The organism is Paenibacillus xylanexedens (assembly GCF_007676705.1).
GTDB lineage: Bacteria > Bacillota > Bacilli > Paenibacillales > Paenibacillaceae > Paenibacillus > Paenibacillus xylanexedens_C.
Window position 1 is genome coordinate 120,387 of sequence record NZ_VEBF01000006.1, and the last position, 18,069, is coordinate 138,455.

The following is an 18,069-nucleotide window of genomic DNA, read 5'->3' on the forward strand; positions in this document are numbered from 1 at the left end:
TCATCAGATTAGCTTTTTAACTTAGAAAGATCCTTTAACTACAACTTCGGACAACGGTAAACGTCCTGACGGGCGAGCTGGCTGTGCAGCTTTACCTACAGTAATCAAAAGCGTTGGCACAAATCGTGCAGGAATGTTGAATGTTTCGATCAGTTTTTGTGGATTATATCCACCGATTGGACATGTATCGTAACCCAGGGAGCGTGCAGCAAGCATAATATTTTGGGATGCAAAGGAAGCATTACGGATCGCTTCATCGCGAGCCGTTTGCGGGCTTTGGTAAGCACCGTTGATCTGCCCAACCAAAGCGTCGCGAATCTCAGCAGTCAATGCGCCAGCTTCCACAGCTTGATCATAGATCACCGTGTTACGGTTCGCTTCGAGATCTCCGAGAACAGCAATTGTAACGGAACTGTCTGTGATTTGACTTTGTCCATAAGCAACTGGCAGCAATTTAGCTTTGTCAGCTTCAGATTCAATCACAAGGAATCTCCAATGTTGCAGGTTCCATGAAGACGGTGCTTCCCCAGCCGCTGTCAAGATTGCGTTTAGATCAGCTTCAGGCAATTCAAAACCTTTTTCGTATTTTTTGACCGCATGACGTTCGCTAATAACGCGAAGTGTTTCATTTTTTTCAATGCCTGACATGTGTTCCACTCCCCAGACTCTATTTTGTTTGTTCTTCTTTTTTTACATTCGCAAGGCGATCTTGATACCAACTCTACCAAAGACTTGCCCTCCGAAAATAACATCAGCGCAGACGACCTCTCCTCATCTGTGTTCACGTTATGCCCGGAATCGCTTGAAACCATCAATGGATCTTTCACCGGAGCATACGCCCATTCCATAACCTGTCGATCACGAACCTGTCCACCATGCCTGACTAACCAAGGTCACATCAGAAAGGACCATTGGTTGTGGAATCCGTCAGGACTTCTCTTTGTCAGGCAATCCATCCAGCGACAAGTTACATGCTTTTCCATGACCTATACGCTGCTTCACATCCTCTATGGATATACGATCAAAATAGGCGCTTAGTGCCTCTTCGCCTCCGTCGTAAATGTCCCCCATCACGTCCTGCATATTGGAAGATACCACGCACGATGACCCGGACTCCCCTGAACACCAGTTCGGACCAAGTGAACCGCCAGCAACGAGTCTGTACAGTTCTCCAAGCTTAATCTCCTCACTTGGACGGCTAAGCAAGTACCCGCCATGAGCACCTTCCTTCGTTGTAAGGTAACCATGCTTGCGCAGAACACTAAGTACCTTGCGGACTCTGGCCGGATGCGTACCCACACTCTGGGACAAGTCTTCACTATTGGCCATACACTCATCTCTCATTGAGAGAAAAACAAGACAATGCACCGCAATGGTAAATTCACTGTTCATAACTTACTCCCTTCCCGGCATACTACACCGATGAACTTCAACCCAAGGTAAGTATAACTGTCATTATATGAATAACAGTTATGTTTGTCAACTTTCGCTCAGGATGGAATCGCACGTGTTTTTTCCTGGTATACCAATACTTACAGCCCTCTACAAAATCAAGACAAGATGGCACCTCCTATCGGCATTTCAATCTAAAAAGAACAAAAAAGTGAGCCTTTCGCTACGCGAAGGGCTCCAATAAGATAGACATATGAAAGGGCTTACGTGATTATTATAATCGGTAATCTTCAATTTGAAAACGCTTTTTTTGTAAAGTGCATCATTATTTAAAATTTTTTTTATTCGAACCAAATATATCACAGGTATTGCTAAAACTAATGGCATTAGTTATTATACTAATATCATTAGTTTTAAGGAGGGTTTATCGATGCGCATTACCCGAGAATTTGATGTCATTCAAGTTACATTCCTTCCAAGACTCTTCCCTGTGAACGTATATCTTGTTGAAGAGCAAGATGGATTAACCTTAATTGATGCCGGAATGCCCTTTAGTCTTAAGGGGATATTGGCAACTGCCCAGTCCCTTGGCAAACCCATCACCAAAATCATTCTAACTCACGCTCATGGCGACCATATCGGTGCACTGGACCTTCTCAAAGAGGCTCTCCCCCAAGCGGAAGTCTTCATCTCCGGACGGGATGCCCGGCTACTGGCGGGAGATCCTTCCCTGCTCCCAGGTGAGCCACAGACCCCGGTACGCGGCGGTGTACCCAAACCTCAAGCGGTTCGCACCCAGCCGGACCACTTGCTGGATGACGGCGACCGGATTGGTTCACTGGTTGCCGTTGCCTCACCAGGCCATACGCCGGGGCACATGGCCTTCATGGATACGCGCAGCCGCGTGCTCATCGCTGGCGACGCGTACCAGCTGCAAGGCGGCCTAGCTGTATCCGGCCGCGTGCGCCCGCTCTTCCCGTTCCCCGCGCTGGCGACGTGGAACCGCGAAGCGGCTCTGGCCAGCGCGAAGCGCCTGGCGGAGCTGGAACCGTCCGTGCTGGCTGTAGGCCACGGACGGATGCTGCGCCAGCCCGCGGCCGCCATGCGCGCGGCAGCCGCTGATGCACAGCAGCGGCTCGGCTTTGCCGGGGGGCAACTGTGAGCCCCCGGCAAGGGCTGGATCGCGGCGCTCTGCTCAGCGCCGCCGCCCAGCTTGCTGACAGCGACGGCTTCCAGGCGCTGACACTGGCCGCGTTGGCCCAGCGGCTGGATGTGCGCTCGCCGTCGCTCTACAACCACATCAGCGGACTTCCCGGGCTTCGCCAGGAAATGGCGCTGATGTCCGTGCAGCAGCTCAGCCGCGCATTAACCGCGGCTATTGCTGACCGCACTGGCGATGATGCCATTCAGGCCATCGCTGCGGCATACATTGGCTTCGTCCGCGAGCACCCTGGACTGTACGAAGCCTCATTTCATGCCCCGGACCGCGAGGAGCCACAGCTCGCCGCGGCCAGCACAGCCACGCTGGATTTGCTGCTGCACAGCTTGCAGCCCTACCCACTAACCGAAGCTGAAGCATTGCATGCCGTTCGTGGTTTGCGCAGCCTCTGCCATGGGTTTGCCTCCATTGAGGCACAAGGCGGCTTCGGCATGAACTTTGATCCAGACGAAAGTCTGCATCTGACTGTATCTGCATTCCTGCATGGGCTCCGGCATCTTCACCAGGAATAGCAAGGCATATTGCATCACGAAAAAGGACTGCAGATCCGCTGCAGTCCTTTTTTACTTTGCCATCCCAGATGTTGTATCTTCCTCACATTCAAATTGATATGTGATATCTATTATCCGTTTTCTGTTATTCGTCTTGCGTCTGTCGCCTGCCACTCACAACTACGTGTTTCTCTAATATGTACATCTCCCGTCCCCTCCATCGGAACGGTTTCTCTACAACCACCCTACGGCCATTGCTGCCTACCTTCCTCTACCTCCTGCAAAATATGCTTCATCACTGGCACGTACACCTTCCAGTAAAACATATCAGGAATCTCTTTCTGATCTGGCGTAAGCTTGGCCCGGATGACATCCCATCCTCGGATTCTGCGCCAGAAAGAGTAATGCTTCATCTCTCCGAAGGACCCTGCCATGTAATATGATCGATTATAGTCATCGGATCGGACAAGTGCAGCAACTTCCGCGGGTATCCCTGCATCCCCCAGCTTCTGCTTGCCTGTCTCCGTCAGATCAGTCTTATACCAGGCAAGTATGGAATTCTTCTCTTGCGGCACAATGATATCGAACCAGTCAGTGTAATGAATATCCTGCGTTATGCCGCTCCAATCTCTGCCTTCCGGTGTAAATGCAACCTGTATATTGCCTGTCTTTACATCCGGACCTTTCTCCAGCACCAAGACTCGTCCATCCACATGCGCCAGCAGAATGCCAGCCCCGTGATAAGACCATTTTTTCTTCTCTTGCTGCTCATAGTTCGTCCGAACCCACCGGGGTACTTCGCCCTTACTTTGCAGATTAGATACCGACTTCCCCTGCCATCCACTGCTGTCCACTCCCAAGATGGGATACAGCTGCTCCCTTGTCATCTTGGAAGCTGTATTCGCTAATGCGCTGTATTCGGCGACAACCGTTACACCTTTATAAGCCGCTTCGCGGATCTTCTGCACATCATATATCGTTAATCCTTCATAGATTGCATCCTGTCTCCGTTCATTCTTCGGTGTAAACAGGCTACTTCGATTCGCCGTCAGATAGATCAGATCCGTGTCCGTCACCTCATCAGGCAGCAATCGCTTCATCTGAATAAGTCCATCCTGAATGTCATAGCCGTAATAATCCTCTTCATACGAGTAGTGTTCTCCTGTATGCTGTACGATCTTCTGTTGATTCAGAAGCCAGACCAATCCCTTGTGTCCTTGATAGGACAAGTCCGGTCTGCTCTTGTCAATAATCATGATATTAAGCGGAACCGGGGCCTGGGATTGCCACATAATCCAGGGCACAACCAGCACCACCGATACCACTGTAAAACAAGCCAACGTCCACATCGTGACTGGCCTGTAACTTCTTTTCATGAAGCACCTTCCTCCTTGCTCTGTTCCAAGGTAATGTCAGGATCGGTCGATAGATCAGCCCAATCCATTGCTGCTGTTCTTCTCTTCTTCCTTCCTCAACCCCATAGCCTGTAACATTCCATATATACGGGACAGGTTGTTCAGCGGCCTGAACCAGAACGTCTCCGAACAGGCATACACAAGCAGATGTGTAACCTCTCGGGACGTATGCGACTTTCGTGAACACCACGCTTCCAACATCACTGCCCCTGCAGACAGCAGGGAACCATAAAGTGTCAGCAGCAGAGCGAGTATGATGCACAGGTTCATATCTACCAACTGTAGCCCTATGCCTGCAATGAACAGCAAGATCGCTCCTAGTTCCAGCACAGGTCCCAACAATTCGATAAAAATAAAATACGGGATGGACACCATCCCCATCCAGCCATAGGCCGGATTGAAGATCATGCCCCGTTGGGCCCATAAACTGCTCGCAAGCTGACTGTGCCAACCGATACGCTGTCTGCACAGTTGTCGCCATGTGCCGGGTATTTCTACCCTGCAGATTGGATCAGGTATGTATATAATACGCCCCCGTTCCCGAATCTGCTTCATATGTTTCTGTAACCGCATCACCAGTTCCATGTGAGCGGCCTGGTGATGGCGCTTGTAACCGCCGACTTCCATCACCCGGTTCTTTTTGAATACCCCGAATACTTCGGACGTAAATAACAGCACATTAATATTGTAACGAACGAGTCCCACGCCGCTAATTAGAAAAGCACGTACATATTCAATGGTCTGCATTACATACAACGTTCTGCCCATCCGTTCTGTACGATGGTCGGTAGAGTCCGCAGAATTCTTATGATTCGTATGGTTGGGAGCCGTGAGATCTACTCGTCCACTGCATGCAACGACTTCTTCTCCCGGGAGAGCATCCATAACGGGTTTCATAATCTTCATCAATGCATCCCGTTCCAGAATGGTATGGGGGCCAACGGAGGCGATATAAGGATACTGCGAGATATTCAGACCTACATTCAGGGAGTCCATTCGTCCTCCATACGCCTTGTCGATCACAATCAGACGATCATGCAGCCTGGATTGGTAGATACGTTGGATCTGACCTGTCTCCTGACCAAGTCCCGAATAATGAACTTTACTCTGAATGGGCATCAGATCATAGGTCTCCTTTAGACACCGCATTGTCCCATCCTCTGACCCATCATTAATGATAATGACTTCATAGATTGCATATTGGATATCCAGCAGGATGGCAATTCGATGTATAATCGTATCTTCGTTATTCCGCACTGGAACAAGCAGGGATACCGCCGGAGCCAGTTCTTTATCCAACATCTCATGATAGTGAAGCGGGTCCAGGTCTCTCCTGCGGATCAATGTCCGAGCTGCTGCAACCACCAGCACACTGCACATCATAATTGCTAGCACTAGATAGATAAATATTCCCTCGTAACACGCCAAAACAAAACTCCGCAGCATCTCAATCCATCTCTCGTCCATACTGCATCCTTTCCAGCATTTCTTCCGCTATCTGCCTTGCATATTTATCCGGATGATGTGCAACCGCATCCCGAAGTTCCACATGCCCCTGTTCGTACCGAGAAAGGGAGCTCGCCGCTTCCTGTCTGATCTGAAAAGAAGGATCACCCATCATCACCTTCAGACGGGGAATAAAAGCGTCCGCATGAACGCTGCCCATGAGCTGGGCCACTGTCAATCGTTCAGAGCGCTGCCGTTCCTCACCGTGTTCGTTCCATACCAGCAATAGCCCTCTCAGATGATCCTCATTCCCCCTGCCCACATGAGCCAGGGCCTGATATGAACGAGTACGCAGCTGCGAATCCTCTCCACGAATGAGTTTTTCCAGAAGAATGAACGCTCCATCCGTCTGGTCATCGCGAATACGAATGGCATGGATGATATTAGACTGGACCTGATAAGGTACATCCTTGAAATGATCCTTCAGACGGGCCCATGATGAATCGGTTAGCAACAACAGAATCTGCAGATACTGCGAGTCGGATAATACGTCCTGCTCACGCATCAATTCCTTAACAATTCTGAAATAACCAGTTCTGGCATATATACGCAGAATGATGAATCGTTCAAGTGGCGTACACGAGGTAACCCGCAGCATATCCTCTAATCTGGGCAGAAGCTCCATCATATGAAACTGTTCAATATATAACAAGGTATTAACCCGTTCACTCCACTTTCCCGTCTTCAGAACCGATCGGTATGAACTTCCAAAGACTTGCCAAGATAACAAGCGAATTCGCAGAATCTCATGTTCTTTCGCATCTTGCGCGAGCCGTTGCAACAACAACTGCTGTAACACCATCTGTTGATCTTTACTCATATTCAATAAGTCTACTTTAACTTCTCCTTGGCCCAGATACCGCTGTAGTACCGAATCTGCAGAAAGCATTTCCTGCATCCGTGCCGTTTTAACCTTTTCCCTGCGTCTGCCGCTATATTTCATCCATAAGATATGCCCATAGATAACCAGCAAAAAAATGAGTACACTTGCACATATAAGGCTGACCACATGTACTAACCAATCCGTATTACCCGCAAGCCATCCTCTATGATGTGAACCGATGAGCTTAATGAATATCCACTTTTGTCCAATCATTGCACGATTTCCCCTTAATCGAATAAACGGCCTTACAACGGGCACAATAATACAAAATTTTCAAATACACCCTGTGAATACATATCGGGTATATGATACACTATGCTTTCTATCGGCTTTCTGCGTTTGTGATATAATAGGAACTGAAAATTCCGGCAATTCGTACTGGTTTCCGGATCACCGGATAACATATTATTCCAGAAAGAGGGAGTTCTACGTGGCTCAAATCAGTCCGTACTACCTGCAAATCGGGGCAACCGTAGGTATGCTCGTCATGGCCCTGCTTGCCATCTTCATCCGCATGAAAGCCAGTCACAGACCGGTGACCATTCGCAAAATCCTTATTCCTCCGCTCGGCATGAGCACAGGATTTCTCATGTTTGTTGTACCGGAGACACATGTTCCTTTACTCTGGGCATTCATTGCATTTCTAGTGGGCTGGTTTCTGTTCTCGTATCCCCTCATTCGCAGTACACGGTTTGAACGAGTAGGTGAAGAGATTTTTGCCACGCGTTCCCGCAGCTTTGCTTTCATTCTGCTCGGATTGCTGGCTGTACGCCTGATCCTGCATGAAGTCATTCAGCGATATGTAAGCATTCCGCAAACAGGCGGATTATTCTTCCTGCTGGCCTTCGGCATGATTGTACGCTGGCGTGTATATATGTATAAACACTACAAAGAAGTGCTGGTGGCCGAACACTAGTCACATATACAGACCACGCACAGGTTCACAAAAAAAGACACATTCTGTTACACCATTGGTGTGCAGAACATGTCTTTTTTTGTTTTCAACCCGGTTGGAGATTGGAGATGTAGATCATTCGATATCTATTCAGGATCTGCAACTTTCACCAGCTGCTTGCCCAGGTTATCTCCTGAGAAGAGACCCATGAATGCTTCCGGTGTCTGTTCGAAACCGTCCACAATGTTCTCTTCGTACTGGATAAGACCTTCCTTAATCCATTTCGCCAACTTGGCGCGGCCTTCCTTGAAGGATTTGGTGTAATCACCCAGCAGGAAGCCTTTCATCAATGCTGTATTCGTTAACAGCAACGTCTGTGGACGCATGCCGATATCCGGCTTCTCCAGATTATAGGATGAGATCTGTCCGCATAACGGAATACGTGCATTCCGATTAATGTGGCGCAACACTGCATCTGAGATATCACCGCCCACATTGTCGAAGTAGACGTCCACGCCATCCGGGCAAGCCCGTTCGATAGCCGCTGACATATCCTGCTCCTTCTTGTAGTTCAAGACCACGTCGAAGCCCAGCTTTTCTTTCAGATACGCACACTTCTCGTCAGAGCCGGCAATGCCAACCACGCGTGCTCCTACAATTTTACCAATCTGACCTGCAATCATGCCTACCGCTCCGGCTGCTCCCGATACAACTACCGTTTCGCCGTCCTTGGGTTTGCCGATGTCTTCCATACCAAAATAAGCCGTCAGACCCGTCAGGCCCAGCGCACCCAGGTAAGCCGTGATTGGTGCTTCTTCGGTATCAATCAGCGAAAGATCAGCCGTATTCACTGCGGCATATTGCTGCCAGCCCCACATGCCGGATACGAGATCTCCTTTGCGCAGATTCGGTTCCGAGGATTCCACAACCTGCCCAATGGTCCCACCCTTGATCACTTCATTCAACGCGTACGGTGCAGCGTAAGATTTTGTATCTTTCATGCGGCCCCGCATGTATGGATCGACCGACAAATATAATGTACGTACCAGGACTTGCCCAGCTTCCGGTTCAGGAAGAGGTGTATCAATGAAGTTAAAATTCTCTCTGGTTGGGGCACCTTCGGGACGAGACGCAAGTACGATCTGTTTATTTACAGACACCAAAATTACCTCCTTGTTGCCAAGTGGACGCAAGGTTAACCCTTGTCAGCTGAAATCACTCACCACTGGCTCTGTGTTATCACTTCTTATTAGTTTAAACCGAAACAGGCGGATCACAAACGTGGGCCGCCTTGAAATATGCAAATATCGTCACATTGTAGCTGCTTTTAGCTATTATTGTGCTGTCAAAATCACAGGACCGTCTGCTGTAATCGCAATCGTATGTTCATACTGGGCAGACAGACTTCCATCCATAGTACGCGCAGTCCATCCATCCGAATCAAGCTTGCTGCGGTACGTACCGATATTCAGCATCGGTTCAATGGTAATCACCATGCCTTCCTTGAGACGTGGACCCCGATGTGGTGGACCATAGTGAGGGACTTGTGGTTCCTCATGCATCTTCTCCCCAATGCCGTGTCCAATAAACTCACGTACAACCGACAGACCTTCACCTTCTGCATACACCTGAATGGCATGGGAGATATCACCGATCCGGTTGCCAACCACAGCAAGTTCAATCCCTTTGTACAAGGAGGTTTTGGTCACATCCAACAGATGTTGTGCTTCCGGAGTCACTTCACCTACAGCATAAGACCAAGCCGAATCGGCCAGCCAGCCATTCAGATTAACCACCATGTCGATTGTGACGATATCGCCGTCTTTCAGTGCGTATTTCCCCGGGAACCCGTGACAGATCACATCATTAACCGACGCACATGTCGCATATTGGTATCCGTTGTATCCCTTTTGTTCCGGCGTAGCGCCATTTTTCTTCATAAAAGCCTCTGCAAACTGGTCGATCTCCTGTGTCGTAATACCTGGACGAATCATTTTCGCAATTTCTCTATGGCACGCGGCGAGAATTTCTCCGGCTTTTCTCATATATTCAATCTGTTCTTTGGTCTTCAACGTAATCATTACAACTACTCCTTGTCCGTTAAGATCTTATCCTGTCCTCTATTGTAACGCGAAATGCTCAAAATAAAAAATTCCATGTAATCATCAACATCCTATTATACGCCTGGCTCCTGTCCAATGAATATACTTTTCCATAAAAAACTCGAAACCCCTTCATATCTGGCCGCGTATATGCTTAAAACAGTTGAAATCGAAAGGGTGAAAGCTAATGTTCAAAAAGATTATTGGCAAACTTATTGATTCCAAATCTTCATCTCACCGCAAACGTTATAGCTCCTCAGACAGGCGCTCCTATAAACGTCACAGCAGTTCCTCAGGCAAGCGTTCCTACAAGCGCTATTCGTCTTCGGATGTGAAATATAGAGACAGCCGCAGTGGTTCTGGTTATTACAAAAACAGAAAATATAGCTCCAGCTAAGCTGCTGTCACTACTGTTTTTAATAACTAATGATCGTTCCAGCTCAGTGGAAGCTACCATAAATAAAAATGTAATAAAGGGGTGTTCTGTCAGCCATAAGTACAGCTGGAGAACACCCCTTTTGATTGTTTCTTTATTATGATCTTACTTTCTGCAACACGTAGCCCATCTCTGCCAGTAACTCCGTCGCTCCACCTTTATAACTCGGGCGAAGTCCAAGGAGTCGATCCAGCATGTGGTGTAACTCCGGCGTAAGGTCTAGTTCCTCCTGCCAGCTGGCTGGTTCTCGGCCCTTCTCTGGCTCATAGGCGGAATACAGCATAAAGAGAAGAAAGTGTCCGATGTCCTGCAGATCATGATCCGGTGTAGCCGGTTCATCTTCAGGCTCAGGTACTTCTCGCATACGTCGCTTCAGCTCCGGCAACAACGGCTCCCCCAAGCGTCTTGCCAAGCCAAAGTCAATCAGATGCACCATCCCTTCCCGTAAAATTACATTAGGAATACGCACATCTCCATGAATATATCCCTGCTCATGCACATGAGCCACCGGAGCCAGCAGTTGACCGGCCAGTTCCAGACATTCCCGCTCCGTATATTGGAGACCTTGCTCGAATATGCATTCTTCCAATGTCTGTCCACGAACATACTCGGTAACGATATAACTTCGTCTCCCCGATGTGAACATATCCAACAGATCAGGGATCGCCGGATGGTGCAGACGTTTCATCACGTCCGCCTCCCGCTCCAATAAGTGCGCAGAGAGTCTGCCTTTGCTGGGCTTGGACTCCTTCAACGCCACTTCCCTTCCGGTTCGGACGTCAATACACAGATAGGTTAGCCCATAGCTCCCCATACCCAGCAATTCCTGTATTGTATAACGATCGGCGATGGTCGTCCCTTCCCGCCGAGGACGGTCAGTCCATAGCCCGAGCAATCTTTGCCAACTTCGTCGCAGCTCCACAGATCCTCCCATGCCAGCTTCCTGATCCACTCAGTCTGTTTCTATACCAAGCAATCCGTAGCCAGTCTTCATGTTGTATGAAGCTTATTATATCAGGGCATTGCTGTAAAATCACGAAGGGCAAAAACCTGTCGCTCAAGCTTCCTTGTGTTTCTTGGGCAGAAGTCCGAACAACATGCGCAGTGATACTCCTTTTGGTTTGCGTTTTCTCTCCTGAAAGCTGCGCAGGTTGGTCACAAGTTCGCGATCCCGCTCTTCCTCCAGCTTCTCATTCATCCATAAGCGCTGTTTCTCCATCTGTTCCTGAAGCGCCATATGTGTCTCTGCCAGATGCTGAAGTGTCAGTTCCAGTTCATCGACCCGCTGTTGCAGCAGCTGTACTCGATCATCCTGTTGTTGTTCCACAGCACCATAAGTCACCTCACTTACCAGTTGTCCCAGACCCTCATAGGATCTCAGATTACCTGTTAATTCAGGTTGTTCAGGGAATACTGCTGACATCGATGTTGCTGCACATTCCGACTCTGACATACTCTCGATACTCACCACGGGTACATCTACTACAGGTACATCTACTTCGGGCAGATTTGGAGTCAATACAGTCACTACTGCATCAGCGAGGGGCAGATTATGCTCTCTGAGTTCAGTCATCAGACGTTCAATGCACTCGATATCATCGGATTTGAATAGTCTGGATTTGTTGGCGGACCGTTCAAACCGGTATCCCTGCTCTTCCAGTGCCGCCGCATATTTACGAAGAGTACTGGCACCTATGCCCAGGCTCTTGGCCGTTTCCGTCGTTGCTCCTGCTTCTTCAATCATCATTAATTCCCTCCCGGAATGAAGTCTTTTGAATAAGAACATTATGGCTTCAGCGTTCTTTTGGAACCGTCATCGGATCGGGGCAACCTGTCTCATGGATCAAGTATGCTTATCTTTTGCTTGTCCGTATGTATTCGTCAGCTTCTCGGCAGATCCCTTTGGCGGTTTTGTTCTGTTTCTGCGGATTCCTAAGAACTTTTGTCAGGTATATGATTCGCACAAATAACCCTTGATCCGACAATGAGCATGAATGCTGTCATGTCGAATGATACAGGTGCAAACGCCGTCAAATCATAGATTATGAATTATTCATGTCAATTTTGTTAACTCCATTGCTCCAATACGCTCCCGCGATAACGGAAATCATTGCTGTATAGCTTTTTCTTGTGTTATCTTATGTAACGTAGAAGTACATTCGAGCATAAAATAAAGGACTATACTTAACATAGGACGCTTAAGTAACGGATAAATATCTATGTAATGGGGGCTGAACAGCAGTGTTAGGCAAATCAGGTAAAGTAGCGGTGATTGGGGCGGGTCTTGTCGGTTCGAGTTGCGCGTATTCCATGATTAATCAATCGATATGCAGGGAAATTATGATGGTGGACCGGACGTATGACCGTGCTGTAGCACAGGCATTGGATTTTTCCCATTGTATGGACTTCACACATAACCGCACCAAGGTATATGCAGGCACGTACGCCGATTGCGGCAATATGGATGTTATTATCTTAACTGCCGGGGCGAATCCCAAGCCAGGACAGACACGGCTGGATATTCTGGAGGAAGCGGAATCGATTGCCAAAGACATCGTGGTCCCGATCATGAACAGTGGATTTAACGGGATTTTTGTCGTCGCTGCCAATCCGGTTGACATAGTAACTTATATGGTATGGAAATTATCTGGTCTTCCGCGTGAGCATGTCATCGGCACAGGGACGTCCATTGACTCTTCAAGGCTCAAAACGCTGCTGTCTGAAGTCTTCTCCATCGATCCACGCAGTGTGCACGGTTATGCTCTCGGGGAGCATGGAGAATCCCAGTTCGTGGCCTGGTCGCATGTGACCATCGGCGGTAAACCGATTATGCACATTATGGATCAGCACAAGGAGCGCTTCAAACATCTGGATCTGGACGATATTGCACGCAAAACAAAGGATGCCGGATGGGAGATCTTTACCCGTAAAGGTTCTACCCAATTCGGAATCGGCAATGCCCTCGCGCATATTACCCGCTCCATCCTCAATGACGAACACAAGATCATCGCTGTATCGGCTATTCTGGACGGAGAGTACGAGCAACACAACGTCTGCGTCGGTGTTCCCGCAATCATCGGTGGAAATGGCATTCAAGAGATTATCGAATTGAATCTGGATGCAACGGAACGTGAGAAGTTCAACAATTCCTGTGAAATCCTATCAGGTAACATCAATCGTCTGACACTGGCTTAACCCATTCGTATACAGCTCTCAACTTTATAGACTTCAGCTACTTCAATCCGTTCAACGCAAACACGCCAATAACACTCCATCTGGGGAGGGTTATTGGCGTGTTTGCACTTATATTTTTCACAGTTAGTCTGTTGTTCAACTCGGGGCAAGCTGGGGTTCATCCGTTGGTCCCCACTGCTGTAACACCCGCTTCAATTCACTCAGCATAACCGGTTTGCTAATAAAGTCACGCATGCCTATCTCCAAACAGGCTTCCTTTTCTTCACGTTTGGCATTGCCTGTCACTGCGATGATGGGCGGTATGCGATCCTGAGGAATTAGTCGGTGTAACAAGTCAGTCGCCTTAAGACCGTCCATGACAGGCATATGGATGTCCATCAGCACAATATCATAAGCATTCTGAGAGATGGCATCAATAGCTTCCACGCCGTTGGTACATACATCTGCATGGTAACCGAGCTTCTCCAGATATTCTCGCAGGATCTTCCGATTCACCGGATGATCCTCAGCCACGAGAATCCGCATGGCTACCTTGTCACTTTGGCGTGTACGATCATGATGGAATTGACTTGCTGTCTGTTCTGCCGAAGCGTCTACACTTGTCGCAGGAACAGCAAACCGGAAGGTGGAACCTTCTCCTTCCGTGCTCTCGACACTGATACTGCCACCCATAATTTCAACAAGTCGTTTCGAGATGACCAATCCCAAGCCTGTACCTCCATACTTGCGGTTAATCACCGGATGCAGCTGAGAGAACGACTGGAACAACTGATCCAGCTTGTCAGCCGGAATGCCGATGCCTGTATCTTGCACAGCAAAATCAAGCACGCTGTCTTCAGGCTTCCTGCCCTTGATGATATCCACGTTCACATCAATGCTTCCCCGGTCGGTGAACTTCAGCGCATTCCCAACCAGATTCACCAGAATCTGCCGGATACGCATGGAGTCCCCCACCATGAATTCAGGGATGCTTGGATTGAGACGAAATCGGATCTCCAGCTGTTTCTCATCTGCACGAGGTTTGAACAGTTCGGCAACCTGTTCCAGCATCTTGCGTAATGCAAATGGTTCGTAAGCCAGCGCCATTTTACCGGATTCCAGCTTACTAAAGTCCAAAATATCATTAAGGATGTTCAGCAGTGCATCGCCGCTGTCTTGAATAATCTCGGCATACTCACGCTGTTCTTCTGATAAATCAGTACCAATCAACAGCTCTGTCATACCCACGATCCCGTTCATCGGTGTCCGGATCTCATGGCTGACCATCGATAGAAACTCTGACTTGGCCTGAGCTGCCAGCTCAGCTGTCTCTTTGGCACGTACAATTTCACGTTCGCCAGTCATGTCATTGAATACGACTACCGCGCCCTGAATCTGTTCCTGTTCAATAATCGGCGTCACCTGATACTGCACCAGAAAACTGCTGCCATCTTTACGCCAGAACACATCTTCCTTGATTGACCGTCTCTGTCCATCCAACACGGTCAAGTGGATGGGGCACTCTTCTTTTGGGAAATGACTTCCGTCTGCACGGGTGTGATGGATAATGGGATGTGAGTTTTTGCCGATGAATTCTTTCGCCTCATAACCGAACATCGATGCTGCTGCAGGATTCATAAACATCGTGATTCCATCCGCATCCAAACCATATATTCCTTCCGTAACTGTGTTGAGAATCAGCTCATGTTGCTTGCTAAGCTCCTGAATCCGTTCCGTATATTCCTTACGCTCGGTAATATCGGACACGATTCCATAGACACCTACCACTTCTTTATCCACAATAATGGGCACATTCGTAACCGACACTTCGATCTTCCGACCACTTGAATTCACAATACGAGTCTCATAATATTGCGGATCGCCTTGCTTAACCTTGTCAAAATTCGTTTTACCGTACTGAACTTCACATTTATCCAGATTGGACAAAAACGATTTGCCAATAAGCTTATTGCGTGGAACATCCAGCATTTGGACCAGCTTGCTGTTCACCGCACTATATTCGCCCTCCAAATTCAATGAATACACGGCTGCCGGATTATGTTCGAACAGCGATCTGTATCGCTGACGACTTTCTCGAAGTCGTCTATCTGCATCTTTGTGCTGAGTAATATCCCTGCTGATGCTGACGATCTGCGTACTCTTGCCCCGTTCTCCAGCCACGGGCTTCGCCAATGTCTCCATCCAGATGTAGTGTCCCTTTTTGTGTAAGACACGCATCTTGCAACCATTACCAATCTTCGAAAGTTCCATAGGATCAGGATAATCTCCGGGATAACAATAATCCTTGAAGGACTTTCCTGTGACTTCCTCCGGCTTGTAACCAAGCAAGGTGTATACGGAAGGTGAGACGTATAACAGCACGCCATCCGTTGTACAAGTCGTAATGAGATCTTGCGCATGGTCAGCGAGTACCTGATATTTCTCCCGAGTCTCCTGCAGCTCACGTTCCACTTTCAAGATATCGGTAACATCTTTGGCAATGCCGTAGATACCGACAACTTCATTGTCCGCTGTAATTGGTATATAGGTAATCTGTGCCTGTTTCAGGGAACCATCTTTATGATAAAAAGTAATGGAATTACTGACTGAACGTCCAGCCAGTACCTCTTTAATATATTCTTTGCGTGAATTTTCACTGTCCGGAGGACAGATCTGATTAAGACTCATACGAATCAAATCATCCAGTGTATGCCCTGATATCCGCTCTACTGAGGGATTAGCATCCATATAGTTTCCATGGATGTCCATCACATATATGGCATCCGGGTGGTTGAAAAACAATGATTGGTAAGAACTTCCCTCAGAAATAATGCGTTTCAGGGTTTCCGTTTTATTAACATCCAAGGCTTACCCCTCTTTTCTCAGCCAACATCTTCTTCTAACAACAGAAATTAATCATTATCTGTAAAATAGGCCTACCTTCGAATAACCATGTAAGCCTGCCTAGAAACAGCTTTTTTTATTTTACCAGATTCTCGTCTCATTTTGCTTCCAATCGATGATTAAATTCACATAATGGTGATGAAATAGTTGGAATTTGAATTACGAATTAATATATTTCAGAAAATTAACGATACATTTTGTATCGAAAAGGCTATAATCGTTAAAAAGTGTTGTTGAACTAGGGAAAGGACGGATGAATCATGCTGCCCAACAGAGTTAAGGTTGCTTACGGCAAACTAAGAGGCTTGGCCGTTTTTGGTAAGATCCAGCCATCCATGGGTTTACTGCCACGAATCAGGGGTAAGGTGTATCTGAATAAATTTGGTGATTTGCAAGTGGGGAAGAGGCTTAACATCATAGGTAAACCTTGGGGAACCCAGCTAACTGTGATTAAGGGCGCACGATTAACCATTGGCGATGACGTCATGATCAATGCTGGTGTAGGAATTGCGGCTAACGTAGAGGTGACGATTGGCAATAACGTTATGATCGGCCCGCGAACAAGCATATTCGACAGTGCCTATCACCGGATCGACTCGCTGGACGACGGAAGTCAGACCGCCAAGCGGATTGTAATTCAGGATAATGCCTGGATTGGTACAGGGGCGCTCATACTTCCCGGCGTCACCATCGGCAGAAATGCAGTCGTGGCTGCAGGAAGCACAGTAACCAAAGATGTCCCCGAGAATACGCTTGTAGCTGGAGCACCAGCCAAGATCATTCGGGAGCTGACCATTCATGATGGGTGGGTCAGACATTAGTAAAAATCCTCCTGAAGCATACATACAATAGAGCTTTGCATGTTTTGCCTAAGAAGGATCTTGATCTTAAGATAAGCCGGTGTATAACCAATTATTCAAATTTCTTTTTTCGCAAAATACATCATCCCGATTCCAATGAAAATGACAGCACTGCCTCCAACGACCGCCAGCATCGTCATCAGTGGCACGTTGTAGGCTCCGAAGCCCCCGCCGTCCACGGGTGTCATCAGAATCATCGGTTGTGCCCATGGATAATACGGTCCATATGTCGCCGAGTTCACGATGAGAATATTCGGTACGGTCAGGGCAAAATTCAGTGCGAGCGGTGCAGCAAAACTGCTCCACACCAATGATACGAACATCTGCAGGGCAGCAAGTGGTACACAGGCCAATAATCCAAGCAGTAATTTGCCTGCCAAGAATCCCCAAGGGATTGGCTCCGTGATGCCATGAATCAACCCTGCCAGCAGAATGGACATTAATAACAATGCCTGCGTACCTGCCAGAAGCATAAGTACAATCGTCAGTTTGCCTGCATACACGCCTGAACGTGTGAGTGGCAACACCAGCATCTGCTTCCACCCTCCACCAGCATGCTCGAAACGACAGACAAAAGACGTGAACACGCCGGTCAGCATCGGCAACAAGAGCAATCCATGCAGGAAGACCATGGTGGTCATTAATACCTGCCAATTCCCCGACGGAGTGGACAACAGTCCGATCAGCAGCGCAATGAGTGGACTCAGCAGGATCAGGAGCCATATGGGGGATTTGCCCATTTTCAACCGTTCAGCGGACAGAATTCGGAAATACGTTGTCGCAAAACTCATA

Annotated in this window: 18 protein-coding genes; 7 read left to right on the top strand and 11 right to left on the bottom strand. The window is 48.1% G+C overall.

What is annotated here, in order from left to right; all coding sequences use genetic code 11:
• Positions 1 to 21: 21 nt before the first annotated feature.
• Complete coding sequence (locus FS628_RS24725) at positions 22 to 648, bottom strand: nitroreductase family protein (protein ID WP_145325627.1); 627 nt, start codon at positions 646 to 648, stop codon at positions 22 to 24.
• Positions 649 to 927: 279 nt separating this feature from the next.
• Positions 928 to 1,392, bottom strand: a complete 465-nt coding sequence (locus tag FS628_RS24730; RefSeq protein ID WP_145325628.1) for an RrF2 family transcriptional regulator — start codon at positions 1,390 to 1,392, stop codon at positions 928 to 930.
• A gap of 430 nt (positions 1,393 to 1,822) precedes the next feature.
• On the opposite strand from FS628_RS24730, the gene FS628_RS24735 reads away from it, so the two are divergent.
• On the top strand, positions 1,823 to 2,554 hold the full coding sequence (locus tag FS628_RS24735; protein WP_145325629.1) for an MBL fold metallo-hydrolase: 732 nt from the start codon (positions 1,823 to 1,825) through the stop codon (positions 2,552 to 2,554).
• Positions 2,551 to 3,123 (top strand): TetR/AcrR family transcriptional regulator, encoded by a 573-nt coding sequence (locus tag FS628_RS24740; protein WP_145325630.1) that lies wholly within the window; start codon positions 2,551 to 2,553, stop codon positions 3,121 to 3,123. The genes FS628_RS24735 and FS628_RS24740 overlap by 4 nt, the downstream gene beginning before the upstream one ends.
• 224 nt (positions 3,124 to 3,347) lie before the next feature.
• Here the strand turns inward: FS628_RS24740 and FS628_RS24745 are convergent, their stop codons facing one another.
• Genes FS628_RS24745 through FS628_RS24755 form a run of 3 tightly spaced genes read right to left on the bottom strand, consistent with a single transcriptional unit; the run spans position 3,348 to position 7,119 of the window.
• On the bottom strand, positions 3,348 to 4,478 hold the full coding sequence (locus tag FS628_RS24745) for a hypothetical protein (protein ID WP_145325631.1): 1,131 nt from the start codon (positions 4,476 to 4,478) through the stop codon (positions 3,348 to 3,350).
• 54 nt (positions 4,479 to 4,532) lie between these two features.
• Positions 4,533 to 5,984 (bottom strand): glycosyltransferase family 2 protein, encoded by a 1,452-nt coding sequence (locus FS628_RS24750; RefSeq protein WP_145325632.1) that lies wholly within the window; start codon positions 5,982 to 5,984, stop codon positions 4,533 to 4,535.
• Positions 5,965 to 7,119, bottom strand: a complete 1,155-nt coding sequence (locus FS628_RS24755) for a HEAT repeat domain-containing protein (RefSeq protein WP_145325633.1) — start codon at positions 7,117 to 7,119, stop codon at positions 5,965 to 5,967. The genes FS628_RS24750 and FS628_RS24755 overlap by 20 nt, the downstream gene beginning before the upstream one ends.
• Positions 7,120 to 7,336: 217 nt before the next feature.
• Between FS628_RS24755 and FS628_RS24760 the strand changes: the two genes are divergently transcribed.
• Positions 7,337 to 7,822, top strand: a complete 486-nt coding sequence (locus FS628_RS24760) for a CcdC family protein (RefSeq protein ID WP_176873064.1) — start codon at positions 7,337 to 7,339, stop codon at positions 7,820 to 7,822.
• Between the two features lie 125 nt (positions 7,823 to 7,947).
• Here FS628_RS24760 and FS628_RS24765 read toward each other — a convergent pair whose 3' ends face one another.
• Complete coding sequence (locus FS628_RS24765) at positions 7,948 to 8,961, bottom strand: NADP-dependent oxidoreductase (RefSeq protein WP_145325634.1); 1,014 nt, start codon at positions 8,959 to 8,961, stop codon at positions 7,948 to 7,950.
• A 174-nt stretch (positions 8,962 to 9,135) separates the two neighbouring features.
• Positions 9,136 to 9,882, bottom strand: a complete 747-nt coding sequence (map, locus tag FS628_RS24770) for a type I methionyl aminopeptidase (protein ID WP_145325635.1) — start codon at positions 9,880 to 9,882, stop codon at positions 9,136 to 9,138.
• Between the two features lie 208 nt (positions 9,883 to 10,090).
• Here map and FS628_RS24775 point away from each other — a divergent pair, with 208 nt between their 5' ends.
• On the top strand, positions 10,091 to 10,300 hold the full coding sequence (locus FS628_RS24775) for a hypothetical protein (protein WP_145325636.1): 210 nt from the start codon (positions 10,091 to 10,093) through the stop codon (positions 10,298 to 10,300).
• A gap of 136 nt (positions 10,301 to 10,436) precedes the next feature.
• On the opposite strand, the gene FS628_RS24780 is transcribed toward FS628_RS24775, so the two are convergent.
• Together FS628_RS24780 and FS628_RS24785 are read right to left on the bottom strand one after the other, a co-directional pair.
• The gene (locus tag FS628_RS24780) at positions 10,437 to 11,273 is read right to left on the bottom strand and encodes a serine/threonine protein kinase (protein WP_145325637.1); all 837 of its coding nucleotides are present in this window, start codon (positions 11,271 to 11,273) and stop codon (positions 10,437 to 10,439) included.
• A gap of 123 nt (positions 11,274 to 11,396) precedes the next feature.
• Positions 11,397 to 12,083, bottom strand: a complete 687-nt coding sequence (locus FS628_RS24785; RefSeq protein WP_222125289.1) for a hypothetical protein — start codon at positions 12,081 to 12,083, stop codon at positions 11,397 to 11,399.
• 28 nt (positions 12,084 to 12,111) lie between these two features.
• On the opposite strand from FS628_RS24785, the gene FS628_RS24790 reads away from it, so the two are divergent.
• Together FS628_RS24790 and FS628_RS24795 are read left to right on the top strand one after the other, a co-directional pair.
• Entirely contained in the window at positions 12,112 to 12,309 is a 198-nt protein-coding gene (locus tag FS628_RS24790) for a hypothetical protein (protein ID WP_145325639.1), read from the top strand.
• Positions 12,310 to 12,580: 271 nt separating this feature from the next.
• Entirely contained in the window at positions 12,581 to 13,534 is a 954-nt protein-coding gene (locus FS628_RS24795) for an L-lactate dehydrogenase (RefSeq protein ID WP_145325640.1), read from the top strand.
• A 135-nt stretch (positions 13,535 to 13,669) separates the two neighbouring features.
• Here FS628_RS24795 and FS628_RS24800 read toward each other — a convergent pair whose 3' ends face one another.
• Positions 13,670 to 16,378: a PAS domain-containing hybrid sensor histidine kinase/response regulator gene (locus FS628_RS24800; protein ID WP_145325641.1), complete on the bottom strand. Its 2,709-nt coding sequence runs from the start codon at positions 16,376 to 16,378 to the stop codon at positions 13,670 to 13,672.
• 299 nt (positions 16,379 to 16,677) lie between these two features.
• Between FS628_RS24800 and FS628_RS24805 the strand changes: the two genes are divergently transcribed.
• Positions 16,678 to 17,238: an acyltransferase gene (locus FS628_RS24805; RefSeq protein WP_145325642.1), complete on the top strand. Its 561-nt coding sequence runs from the start codon at positions 16,678 to 16,680 to the stop codon at positions 17,236 to 17,238.
• Between the two features lie 95 nt (positions 17,239 to 17,333).
• Here the strand turns inward: FS628_RS24805 and FS628_RS24810 are convergent, their stop codons facing one another.
• Positions 17,334 to 18,068 (bottom strand): ABC transporter permease, encoded by a 735-nt coding sequence (locus FS628_RS24810; RefSeq protein WP_145325643.1) that lies wholly within the window; start codon positions 18,066 to 18,068, stop codon positions 17,334 to 17,336.
• Between the last annotated feature and the right edge of the window lies 1 nt (position 18,069).